Consider the following 12,032-nt stretch of genomic DNA (forward strand, 5'->3'; position numbering starts at 1 on the left):
AAAGCGGTCATTGAGACCGCTTGATGTTAAAGAGATGCTAGCTCACAAGGTATTAGCCAGGCTTAATCTTCAGGCGTATCTTGCAGTTTTGATTTAGGTTTACGCAGCATAGGCGCGTCACCAATATCGACACCTGTGATAAAGCGTCTATCGCGCTGGGCTTTCGCTTTGCCGGCGCTGGCACCTTTAACCGCTTTTGTCTTAGGTTTATGCTGAGATTTCGCCTTTTGCTTGGCTTGCTTGGGGGCGTCTTTTAGCCCTTTAAATTTAGGTTCGAGTCCTTCCAGCTCACTCAGCTCAAAGTTCCTTCGCAGGAACAATTGAACCTGTTTGAAGTTGGCCCAGTCTTTAGGCCCCACTAATGAGATGGCATCGCCCTTGGCGCCAGCGCGGCCGGTGCGGCCAATACGGTGAATATACTCTTCGGCAAATTTAGGCATGTCGAAGTTAATCACCAAAGAGACGTTAAGCAGATCTAAGCCCCGTGAGGCCACATCTGTGGTCACCAGAATTTGCTGCTGGCCACGGCTAAACTGATCCATGATCTGGTTACGGGCCGCTTGCTTAAGCTCGCCGCTAAGGGAAGCTGTGCTAAGTCCCTGCTCGGCCAGTACCGCCGCCAATCTGTCGGTGTCGCCGCGGGTCGCAGTAAAGATAATGACCTGCTTATGTTGCTCTTGTTTGAGCAGTTGAAACAGTAACTTCTCTTTATGGCTCAGGTTGTCACACAGGTAAATTTTCTGGGTAATGTCCTGATTCTCGACATGGGATTCACCAATGGCGACATGCTCGGGTTCTTTAAGCAGCTCAGCGGCGATTTCGTTGATTTGGCCATGATCTAAGGTGGCCGAAAACATCAGTGTCTGACGACGCTTGTGGTCAGCTGCCTGATTGATCGCTCTGAGTTGGTCGGCAAAGCCGAGATCCAGCATACGGTCTGCCTCATCTAAGATGAGTAGCTCGAGGCCGTTAAGAAACAGATGATTTTGCGCCAAGTGATCGGCCAGACGTCCTGGCGTGGCGACGACGAAATGAGGATCTTTAGCCAGTGCCTTGGCCTGGTCGTTAAAGTTTTCGCCGCCTAAGATCTTGAGTGCCTTATATTGAGTGTTAGCCACCAATAGGCGTAGCTGACTGTAGACCTGGGTGGCCAGTTCGCGCGTTGGCAACAGGATCAGTACCCTGGGATCGCGCTTAGTTAACGCCTTGGTGGAGATGACTCGTTGCATTGCCGGCAACAAGAAGGCGAGGGTCTTGCCAGAGCCTGTCTTTGAGGATGCCATGAGATCTCTTCCCGATAAGCCGACGGGAATCGATTGCGTTTGGATCTCGGTCGGCGTGTCGATGCCCATATGTTCAAGGCTGGTCAATAGACGTTTATCGAGTGAAAAATCTGAAAATTGCAATGCTGTGCTCCAAAATAACCATAGGGGCGCATTATACATCGCCGTGAACGATTCAGCCATCGACTTGAGGCGCCAGGATTGTGTTGTTGGGTCGATGACAAATATTTGTGCCGATCAGGCTGCTTGGTGGCTGACTTTGGCTTATGATGAAAAATGAACTCAGTTAAGGTCGGCAAACAGAGATTTGCCAACTATCCCAGGGAGTATTAAAGAGAGTATGGCGAATATCGGCATAGCGCTGGGCAGCGGTGCGGCGAAAGGGTGGGCACATATTGGTGTGCTTAAAGAGCTAGCAAGTATGGGAGTGTTACCCAACAAGGTCGCGGGCTGTTCTATTGGCGCCGTGGTGGGGGCAGCCTATGCGCAAGATAATCTCGATGATCTTGAGGCCTGGGTCAGCAGCTTTTCCAGCTGGGATGTGTTGGGTCTGATGGATCTGAGTTGGCGCAAAGGAGGCTTAATCGGTGGCGAGAAGGTGTTTGATGTGATGCAGCAGCATATCGGCAACCTGGATATCGAGCAGATGCAGATGCCGTTTGCGGCGGTGGCGACCGATCTTTATACCGGTCAGGAGATCTGGTTTAAACAGGGGAACTTGCGCCACGCGGTCAGGGCCTCCTGTTCTATGCCGGGAATTTTGCCACCGGCCAGGGTCGGCGATCGTTGGTTGGTCGATGGCGCAGTGGTTAACCCTGTGCCTGTGTCTGTCAGTCGTGCCATGGGGGTCGATCTTGTGATTGCGGTGGATCTTAATGCCCACCGAAAGGCACGTGTTCAGCAACTGCCGGTGGCTATCTCATCAGATGTTAAACCTAGCCCGGCCGAGCAGATCAAAGCAGACAAAGAGTTGGAGAGCGGCTTTATGGATCTATTGGCAAGGGGCCGAGAGTATGTCACTGGCCTAACCGATAAATTTTCGTTAGGCAATCGCAGTGAGCCTGGGATGTTAGCCGTGATGTCTCAGTCGATGGATATTTTAGAGCAGCGCCACAAGCGGGTTCGCCTGATGGGCGATCCGCCGGATATACTTATCACTCCCAATGTGATGGAGATTGGTACCATGGAGTTCCATCGCGCCAGAGAAGCGATAGAAGCGGGTCAGGAGGCGGTGAAGCTGGTGGCACATATCATTCGCGCTCGTATCGATGAGCTTGAGGGCTCATAACCGCTTAATAGCCAGATAATCTAAACCATGGCCTGGTTTTTGCTGATTGCTTAGATAATTCTTAGCAGCAGTCGGAAAATTGACAATGAATTCAATTAGCCAGGCCATTAGCGGTTCACAAGCGAGTCTTATTGCCAACACCTATGGTCAGACGGACAAGGGTGTCGATGGTCATCTGTCGGGTGAAAAGGTGACCCTGTCGCACCAGGCGGCACAGACCCCGGAGCAGACGACTGGACCTGAGATTAAACAGGAAGAGGTTCGTTTTTCTGCCAGAGCGGCCAGGGCACAAAAGATTGATGCCATGGCGAAAGATTTCTTTGCCTCTGGTCAGTTTGGCCTGGGAGACATTCCTAAGTTGATCCAACGCCTGCATCAAGATGGCATCTTATCCGAAAGTCAGCTCTCCCGCCTCGGTCAGGCAGGGTTTGAGATCCCCAAGGCCGACGAAGCTCAGCCTAACTTACTTGAGTTTATTAACGCCCAGCGCAGTCAATTACAGGCGACTAAGCCAGACAGTGTTATGGTGTCTATTCTCGATGACGCTGAGTCCGTGCTTAAGCAGATGGATAGTTTAGATAGCCAGGGACTGAATCAAAAGGCCGCCAGGGTCTCGGCGCAGCTGTCGGTATTTGTGAATGGCGATCAGGCTATGACAGATGCCGACAGATCTATGTGGCAGGGATTGAAATCGACCATGCAATTGGCTGCCTCTTCGGGAAGTTCGCAACAAGCTTCGGGGCAATTACAGCGTTATTTGGCGCTATCTAAACGAATTACGTAATTTATTCACAGCTTGTCCCATTTTTATCCCGTATCTAGCTTTGTTTGAGTGAGAGGTCAAGGCTAGTTTTGGCGATCAGTGGCCTGGTTGGCAGTAATCTTTTGTCGCAAAATTCCATCGGTAAATTCATGATCTGGATCAAGGTACTTGTTCGCAACTTGTAGCTTAATGCGCTACATATTGTGTTCATCGACTATATTGACACTATATATGGTGTTAGTTTGGCCGTTACTTGAGGAGATATTGAACAATGCCAGTGGTTATTAAGCGGGATGGTTACCGCACGCCTTTTGACGAAACAAGGATTCGAGATGCTGTGATCGCAGCAGCTAATTCGGCAGGTATTGATGATGTTGCCTATGCCACGGCCGTGGCCCAACAAGTACGTCAGTCGGTGGCGGAATTTGACAAAGTTGATATTCACGATCTGCAAGATGCGGTCGAAAATCAGCTGATGGAAGGTCCCTATAAGCAACTTGCCAGGGTCTATATCGAGTATCGTCACGACAGAGATGTTCACCGAGAGCTGAGCAGCCGCCTTAATCGTGATATTCGTGGCTTGGTGGAGCAGAGTAATGCCAGTCTGCTAAACGAAAATGCCAATAAAGACTCTAAGGTGATCCCAACCCAGCGTGATCTATTGGCGGGCATTGTGGCTAAACACTATGCCACCCGTCATATTCTGCCAAGGGATGTGGTATCTGCCCATGAAGCGGGTGAGATCCATTATCACGATCTCGACTATGCGCCATTTTTCCCCATGTTTAACTGCATGTTGATCGATCTGGCCGGTATGCTGACCCATGGGTTTAAAATGGGCAACGCCGAGATTGAAACCCCTAAGTCTATCTCTACCGCCACAGCGGTGACGGCGCAGATCATCGCCCAGGTGGCCAGCCATATCTATGGCGGCACCACCATCAACCGTATCGATGAGGTGCTGGCGCCTTTCGTGGCCAAGAGTTACGACAAGCATTACCAGGTGGCACTGACCTGGGGTATCACTGATGCCAAAGCGTTTGCCACGGCGCAGACAGAGAAAGAGTGTCACGATGCCTTCCAGTCGTTGGAATATGAGGTCAACACCCTGCATACCGCCAACGGCCAGACACCTTTTGTCACCTTTGGTTTTGGCCTGGGGACTTCATGGGAGTCACGCCTTATCCAATCTTCTATGATGAAGGTGCGTATGACGGGTCTGGGTAAGAACCGTAAAACCGCAGTTTTCCCTAAGTTGGTGTTTGCTATTCGAGACGGCATCAATCATAAGGCGGGCGACTGTAATTATGACATCAAGCAGATGGCGCTTAAGTGTGCGTCTATGCGCATGTATCCCGATATTCTCAACTACGAGCAGGTTGAGAAGGTCACAGGTTCCTTTAAGACGCCTATGGGTTGTCGCAGCTTCTTGGGTACCTATGAAGAAGAGGGTGAGTTGGTACACGAAGGGCGCAATAACTTAGGGGTGGTCAGCCTGAACCTGCCTCGAATCGCAATCGAGGCGCAAGGAGATGAGGCGCGTTTCTATCAGTTACTCGATCAGCGTTTAATCGTTGCTCGCCGCGCCTTGGATACCCGTATCGAACGTCTGCAAGGGGTTAAGGCTCGCGTTGCACCTATTTTGTATATGGAAGGGGCCTGTGGCGTGCGTCTGCGCGCCGATGATGAGATCAGCCAGATCTTTAAAAATGGCCGCGCATCTATCTCTCTAGGCTATATCGGCCTCCATGAGAGCATCAATGCCCTTTATGGCAATGACACCCATGTGTATGACAGCGAGGAGCTGAGGGCGAAGGCGATTGCCATCATCGAGTATCTTAAGGCGGCGACCGTGCGCTGGCGTGAAGAGTCAGGTTATGGCTTTAGCCTCTACAGCACACCGAGTGAAAATCTTTGTAGTCGTTTCTGTAAGCTAGATACTAAGGCCTTTGGCGTGATCGATGGCGTGACAGATCGCGGCTATTACACCAACAGTTTCCACCTGGATGTAGAGAAGAAGGTTAATCCTTACGATAAGCTGGATTTCGAGCAGCCCTATCCAGCGCTCACCAGTGGTGGTTTCATCTGCTATGGCGAGTACCCCAATATGCAAAATAATATTGAGGCGCTGGAAGATGTCTGGGACTACAGCTATAGCCGCGTGCCTTACTATGGGACCAATACACCTATCGATGAGTGCTACGACTGTGGCTTCACCGGCGAGTTTAGCTGTACCAGTAAGGGCTTTACCTGTCCTAAATGCGGTAACCATGAGCCGAGCAGGGTTTCAGTGACCCGCCGGGTATGCGGCTATCTCGGTAGTCCTGATGCCAGACCCTTCAACTATGGTAAGCAGGAAGAGGTGAAGCGCAGGGTGAAGCACCTCTAATGAGGTGACTGCACCTTAGTTAAAGGTGCTGTGGCTAGGTGAAACTCAAGATAGCAAGGTGCCTATAGGCTCTTGCTATCTTTGTGTGAGGCATACATGAATTATCATCAATATTTTCCCATCGATGTGGTGAACGGCCCCGGCACCAGGGTGACCCTGTTTGTGTCTGGCTGTGAGCATCAATGCCGCGGCTGTTACAACCAATCGACCTGGAATCCCTGCTCGGGTCACCTCTTTGATCAGGCTATGATTGAGCAGGTGATTAAGGATTTGAACGATACCCGTATCAAGCGCCGTGGGTTGTCGCTCTCTGGAGGGGATCCTTTATACCCTCAGAACTTGGACGATATCCTGGCCTTGGTGCAAAGGGTAAAAAATGAGTGTCCTGGCAAAGATATCTGGCTATGGACGGGTTATACCTTAGATGAGCTCACGCCAGCTCAGCGGGCGGTGATCGCCTACGTAGATGTGTTGGTGGACGGTAAGTTTGAGCAATCGCTGGCCGATCCCAGTTTGGTTTTTCGTGGCAGCAGTAATCAGGTGATCCACTATCTTAGCGATAATCATGAGTTTAAGGCTTAAGTCATTTAATGGCGCAGTCTGTCTTTGGGCATGATGACTTGTCCGCTTCTTCCCCATTAGTGGTATAATGTTCGCCAATTTTGCAGATGCAGCCTATTTTTAGCTAAGGGCTGCATTTGTATTTTAGCTAGATTTTAAGGCAAGTTAATGAATTTAAAGCAAGAGTTACAGCAATTGAACGATCGTCTCGACAAGTATCGCCGCAAGTTAGATGCGGCTGAAAAACGTGGCGATCAGGCGGTGATTTTGCAGTTTAAGCAAGAGATCAATGCGGTAACTAAGCAAATTACCCACGTCAAGCAGCAGCAAAGCCGCCAACTGAACAAAAAAGGCTCAGAGGTGAGTGAACTGGCTTTTAGTCGCGCGCTCACTAAGGCGGAGCAGGCCGATATGGGTAAGCTTAAGCGTTCGGTGAAAGGCTTGGTGGTGGTTCATCCTATGACGGCGCTGGGGCGTCAGATGGGACTCACTCAGGTAACGGGCTACGCACCTAAGGCTTTTTAAGCTAAAGCAATGATAAATTTGATGCTGGCGTGAGCGACTTCATAGCCTTGACGCCAGTCAAAGCGTATCCTTATGAGCCAAAGTGGTTGCGGTGAAGCAATAACCGATTTCAACACTCGGGTATTTCACTGTTAGGCAAAAACACATAGAATGCTCGGTCTGAGAAAGGGGAGAATCCCTCCACCTTATTATTCTTCTTTATTCGTGTCTCAGACTAGAGCGAGTTGTAAAGGTTATTTCATGTCGATTAAGTATGTCGCCACCTCTAAGCTTCCCACCCCTTGGGGAGTATTTGCCATGCACGGTTTCGAAGATACAGAGACGGGCAAAGAACATGTGGCGCTCACCTTTGGCGAGTTAGAGGCAAACCAGCCTATGCTTGGACGCATTCATTCCGAATGTCTTACTGGCGATGCGCTGTTTAGTTTGCGCTGTGACTGCGGCTTTCAGCTGCAAACCGCCATGCAAAATATTGCGGAGGCAGGCCAAGGCTTTATTCTTTATCTGCGACAGGAAGGTCGTGGCATAGGCCTGCTTAATAAGATCCGTGCCTATGAGTTGCAAGATCAAGGCGCCAATACGGTAGAAGCTAATGAACGTCTGGGCTTTGCTGCCGATATGCGCAAGTATGACATGATCAAACCTATGCTGGAGAAGATTGGTGTGCAGCAAGTGAAGCTGATGACCAATAATCCGCGTAAGGTAAAGGCGATGAAGGAGTTAGGTATTGCCGTTATAGAGCGAGTCCCGTTGCAGGTGGGTAAGAATCGTTATAACGAGGCCTATCTTAAGACTAAATCGACCGAGCTGGGTCATATGATGTCTGAATATCACTTTACCGAAGGTCATCAAGACTAGCCTAATTCTCTGGTCAGCGCCGTGACACTCTCGCGGCGTGATAAGATGTGTCTTTATGCTCTTAACTGAGCTTTCGTTTTACGCCGTGACATCAGCTGCCTAGCGATAACTACCTGCTCTTGAAACGGTTTACCTTGCAGCTCGGCGCTCAGGCAATCATTCCCTTGCAATGCCATGAGCTCTTGGTGTAGCGATTTTCTCTTAATGTCTGAATCTTCTTGTTTATCTCAGATCTTCTTATTTATCTCAGGCCTTCTATCTATGTTGTGATAAACCCTGAAAGATCACTCTTTGCTGCCCCAGATATGCTGATTAACATCCTTTTGCCCCTGACTGTCTGCTGTATCAACACGTGGTGTCGCAGCAGGCGCTTGAGCGTCGCGACCGGTTTCGCCTTTTAGGTGTGGCGGGATAGGCTCGCCTATCATCTTGAGGTAAAGGCGCTCGACCTTCTCTCTAGCCCATTGGGTCTTACGTAAAAATTTAAGACTGGATTTGATAGAAGGGTCGTGATTAAAACAGCGGATATCTATGCGTCTGCCCAGCTCTTCCCAGCCGTAGTGATCGACAAGATCTGTGAGTAGGGTTTCTAGTTTGATGCCGTGTAGCGGATTGTTCGCCTGAGTCATGGTAAAGATTTCTAAAAAATTTGGGCCATTATATCAGTTTATTTTGGATGTTTTCGATAAAAAAGGGGACCCTGAGGTCCCCTTATATTGGCATTTGCTTACTGGAAGCTAAGTTCCCAAGCATCGATAGTGCCTGTATCACGACGGGCGCTGTCGACAGCTTTCAGTGTCCAGGTACCGGCAGATTCAACGCCAGACATGTCCACTGTGTAGCTCTTAATAATGTTGTCAGCACTGCCGCCGCTGTTGTCGTGTAGTACGGCAACTTGACCGCTTGGGCTATGCAGCTCAACCTGCAGGTCACCGATATAGGTATGGGTAATGTTAACCTTTACTGTGACAGTGCCAGAGTCGCCGCTACGAGTGACAGCAATTGGGCTGCTGATGCCAGCCGTGTTGTTGTCAGGGATAGCGTAGCTAGTGTTGTTGGTGTAGGTAGCGGCGCCGCCTGTGTTACCGCCTGAGCTTTGCTCAGTGTAGCTGGCCGTTAGGCTTACACCGCTAAAGTCGCTATAGCCTTGAACCATCACATAGTAAGTCCCCGCCTGTGGTGTGCTCACTGGGCAAGACTCGCTGTTGCCGCCTTTCCATGGACGACAGTCGTAGCTGCTTAGAGTAGGCGCCGCACCATACTGAACGTAAAGGTCAGCATCGCCTGTACCACCGCTCATGGCGAAGTTCAGATCGCTGGCACCGGCTGGCACATCGATTGAGAAGTGTAGCTCGTCGCCTTTCACGCCAGTCAGGTTGGTCTTAGCCACGCCATTTTCTAGTACGTTGCTACCGCTGCCTGTACCTGGATCGGTTGGGCCGTTGCAAGAGGCATCGAGATACGCTTTGGCGGCAACTGCGTCGACTAGACCGTAACCTGTCTTGTCATCGCGACCAGCTACATCAAGATCTTCTGCCGTTGCGTTAAGCGCTGCACGAACCTGGGCGGCGCTACACTCAGGGTGATAGCTCCACACCAGCGTTGCTACGCCAGAGACGTGAGGCGTCGCCATAGAAGTACCGTTGTAGTACTCGTAATCTTCAGCATCTGTGTTGGCAACGGTAACATTGGTGCCCAGATGAGCGCGCAGTGCCTGACCGGTTGCGCGATCGACAGAAACAGAAACCATAGGGGCTTCGTTGTTCGTGTCAACCAGGAAGGGGTTTTGCAAACCTGGTAGCGTGGTGTTACTAAAGACGATTGCAGCCTGTGCGCCGGCATTGTTACACGCTTTCACTGCATCGATCTCTGGATAACTAGCGCCTTGATTGCCGACACGTTCAACCAGACAAACCTTGCCAGTCATGTCGCCACAGTTAAAGACGCCACCAGAAACACTACATTCGGCCAGCTCAGCGGTGACAGAACCTATTATCGGTGTGCCAACATAGTTGCCGCTGCTGTCTTTCACAAAGCGGTTATGGGGCACGACGCCATTGTCAAAATAGGACACGCCACCGGCTGTGATGTTGGCCAAACGACCTTCACCACGTGTGACGGTTGATAGAATTGCTTCACCTGGGCCCGAGATCTCTACTTGGTTAGTGTATTGAGAGAAGGCTGCGTGATCTTTGTTGTTATCTACCGCAGCCACAGACATCACAGCGTCGTATGACGCAGGGTAGCTATGAGTGTTGTTACCGGCGTTACCGGCTGCGGCAATCAGTAGCACGCCGTTGTTGGCGTGGGCTGCAAGCGCGTTACGCTCTGTGGTGGTTGATTGCGAACCACCCAGGCTCATGGTTACCACGTTTGCACCATTGTTTACACAAGTGTCAACCGCTGACACTAATGAAGAGGAGTAACCCCAACCTTCGGCGTTAAATACTTTGACCACGTGGATGTTGGCGTTTTGGTTTGGCATAACACCTACTACACCGTCGTTGTTGGCAATAGCCGCGATGGTGCCGGCAACGTGAGTACCGTGGGCATTGTTCGCACCTGGCTCATACCAGTTGCCTGTGCCTGAGTTATTGGTACCAGTTACATTGTTGCCGCTTAGCTCGCTGTGGCTACGGTCGTAACCCGAGTCGATGATACAGATAGTGCGGTTGCCAGCCATGCTGTCGCTCAGGCTGGTGGCGCCCACAAAGGTTTGGCCCCAAGGTGTGGTTTCGCTGAGTAAACGGCGCGGCATATCTTCTTCGACATAATCCACGTCGGCGCGAAGTTTCAGGGCCTTGATACCGTTTGCATCTAACTGAGCTGAGTAGGCGTTTGAGCGACCGATGCGCTTCATCTGCTTGGCCTTCACGCTGTTAAGTGCTCTGTGTTGTGAGAAAACTTCGTTAGCTCTTGGCTGATACTCACTGAGCGCGTTATCACTGGCCTGGGCTGCAGCTTCGGCATTCTTAAATTTGACTATGTAACGCTTAGGCAGTGGTGAGGCTTGATTGATGCGGGCATTGTCTGCCTGCAGGTGGAGTCCTTTCGAAGGGGCTGCATTGACGTTTGCTGCAATTGCCAGGGCAAGCGCAGACAAAGACATAGCGACCGCAGTTGTCTTTTTAACTGTCATTTTGTATTCCATTTTAAAAGTTAGAATTAATAATTATTATTAGAGCGCATTGCAGCATGACTGCCACAATAACCGTCACTCGGCAGTGAATTTATCTGCTGGTGAAACATTTGTAAATAAGGTGTTAAGTTTGGCTGGCGAAAGATTTGGGATGGTTTTTAATACATTTTTATGCACTTGCTAATCAATGAATACGATTGCAATCTAGGTGATTTATTATATTTTTGAGTATTTATTCGAATTTGTAGCGTGTTTATACAGGGTTGGTTTAGCGGGAGAGATAGCGACGAGAAATTGACTGTTAATTTTAAATCTTTGTATTAAATAGAAATTAGATATTCCATAATTGAGATATCTTATATCAAATAGTTATATGCTGTTTGACTTGTTACAGTTTAGGTGGGCAATCGACAGGAAGGCTGATAGCTAAAAACCAAGGTGGTAGCTATTTTGTATTGTGAAAGATATCCAAGCCACTGAAATAAAAAAGGCACCTTAAGGTGCCTTTTTAAATGCTGTATTCGTTACTCTTTTACCAGGCTTTGATAGCCACCACCGTTATAGGTGTTGCTGTAACCCAATTTGATCAGGCTTTCCTGTGCTATACCGCTACGCCGACCGCTGCGACAATAGAGCACAACGGATTGATCTTTATCGATATTACGCTTGGTAAACTCCTCGGCAATCTGCTCAAAGGGGATATTTATTGCGTTTGCTAAATGTCCCTCAGCGAACTCCTCCGGGGTTCTGACATCGACAATCATGGCCCCTTGCTCAATATGTTCCCAAGCGATTTTAGGGTTTTTCTCTTCGCCGTAACTCGGCGCAGAGATACCCATGATGACGATGAAGAACAGCGTCATCAGACTCATTACAGGGGTTGCTAGCATTTTTTTGGCTTGTCTCACCTTGACTCCTTGTGATCTGTGAGTTTTACCAATCTTAGTCAATAACTGCTCATCCTAGCTTGTTAAAACGCTATTTCTGATCACTTACTTACAGTGATTGGTATTATTTCATGCGAGCCAATTCCGCTTCCGTTTTGATCCCCATCTTCTTCATTAACATGGCTGCGGGGCAGAAGCCGGTAAAGGCGCTTTGAAATAGATTAGCGCCAACAAAGGCGGTTAGCCAGATAAAGTTGGGATGTACAAAGGCGGTGAGCAGCAATGACAACATGACCATAAAGCCAGCAAAGGCAAAAATACTACGTTCGACAGACATAC

Annotated in this window: 11 protein-coding genes; 6 read left to right on the plus strand and 5 right to left on the minus strand. The window is 49.6% G+C overall.

What is annotated here, in order from left to right:
• Nucleotides 1-62: 62 nt before the first annotated feature.
• Nucleotides 63-1,406 (minus strand): DEAD/DEAH box helicase, encoded by a 1,344-nt coding sequence (locus L2712_RS11255; RefSeq protein WP_248977831.1) that lies wholly within the window; start codon nt 1,404-1,406, stop codon nt 63-65.
• A 217-nt stretch (nt 1,407-1,623) separates the two neighbouring features.
• On the opposite strand from L2712_RS11255, the gene rssA reads away from it, so the two are divergent.
• The 6 genes from rssA to ribA all read left to right on the plus strand — a co-directional run bounded on the left by rssA (nt 1,624) and on the right by ribA (nt 7,667).
• Entirely contained in the window at nt 1,624-2,571 is a 948-nt protein-coding gene (gene rssA / locus L2712_RS11260; RefSeq protein ID WP_033537714.1) for a patatin-like phospholipase RssA, read from the plus strand.
• 85 nt (nt 2,572-2,656) lie between these two features.
• Nucleotides 2,657-3,355, plus strand: a complete 699-nt coding sequence (locus L2712_RS11265) for a hypothetical protein (RefSeq protein WP_248977832.1) — start codon at nt 2,657-2,659, stop codon at nt 3,353-3,355.
• A 250-nt stretch (nt 3,356-3,605) separates the two neighbouring features.
• Nucleotides 3,606-5,723, plus strand: coding sequence for an anaerobic ribonucleoside-triphosphate reductase (gene nrdD, locus L2712_RS11270; protein ID WP_033537716.1), 2,118 nt, complete (start codon nt 3,606-3,608; stop codon nt 5,721-5,723).
• Nucleotides 5,724-5,819: 96 nt separating this feature from the next.
• The gene (gene nrdG / locus L2712_RS11275; RefSeq protein WP_033537717.1) at nt 5,820-6,305 is read left to right on the plus strand and encodes an anaerobic ribonucleoside-triphosphate reductase-activating protein; all 486 of its coding nucleotides are present in this window, start codon (nt 5,820-5,822) and stop codon (nt 6,303-6,305) included.
• Nucleotides 6,306-6,452: 147 nt separating this feature from the next.
• Entirely contained in the window at nt 6,453-6,809 is a 357-nt protein-coding gene (locus L2712_RS11280) for a YibL family ribosome-associated protein (RefSeq protein ID WP_033537718.1), read from the plus strand.
• A gap of 240 nt (nt 6,810-7,049) precedes the next feature.
• On the plus strand, nt 7,050-7,667 hold the full coding sequence (gene ribA / locus L2712_RS11285; RefSeq protein WP_248977833.1) for a GTP cyclohydrolase II: 618 nt from the start codon (nt 7,050-7,052) through the stop codon (nt 7,665-7,667).
• Between the two features lie 284 nt (nt 7,668-7,951).
• On the opposite strand, the gene L2712_RS11290 is transcribed toward ribA, so the two are convergent.
• The 4 genes from L2712_RS11290 to L2712_RS11305 all read right to left on the minus strand — a co-directional run bounded on the left by L2712_RS11290 (nt 7,952) and on the right by L2712_RS11305 (nt 12,030).
• Entirely contained in the window at nt 7,952-8,296 is a 345-nt protein-coding gene (locus L2712_RS11290; RefSeq protein ID WP_033537720.1) for a VF530 family protein, read from the minus strand.
• A gap of 98 nt (nt 8,297-8,394) precedes the next feature.
• On the minus strand, nt 8,395-10,806 hold the full coding sequence (locus tag L2712_RS11295; RefSeq protein WP_033537721.1) for a S8 family serine peptidase: 2,412 nt from the start codon (nt 10,804-10,806) through the stop codon (nt 8,395-8,397).
• Nucleotides 10,807-11,330: 524 nt separating this feature from the next.
• Nucleotides 11,331-11,645 (minus strand): rhodanese-like domain-containing protein, encoded by a 315-nt coding sequence (locus L2712_RS11300; RefSeq protein WP_408640512.1) that lies wholly within the window; start codon nt 11,643-11,645, stop codon nt 11,331-11,333.
• 172 nt (nt 11,646-11,817) lie between these two features.
• Complete coding sequence (locus tag L2712_RS11305; protein WP_033537722.1) at nt 11,818-12,030, minus strand: YgaP family membrane protein; 213 nt, start codon at nt 12,028-12,030, stop codon at nt 11,818-11,820.
• Nucleotides 12,031-12,032 lie beyond the last annotated feature (2 nt).

Source organism: Shewanella marisflavi (assembly GCF_023283925.1).
GTDB classification, from domain to species: Bacteria; Pseudomonadota; Gammaproteobacteria; order Enterobacterales; family Shewanellaceae; genus Shewanella; species Shewanella marisflavi.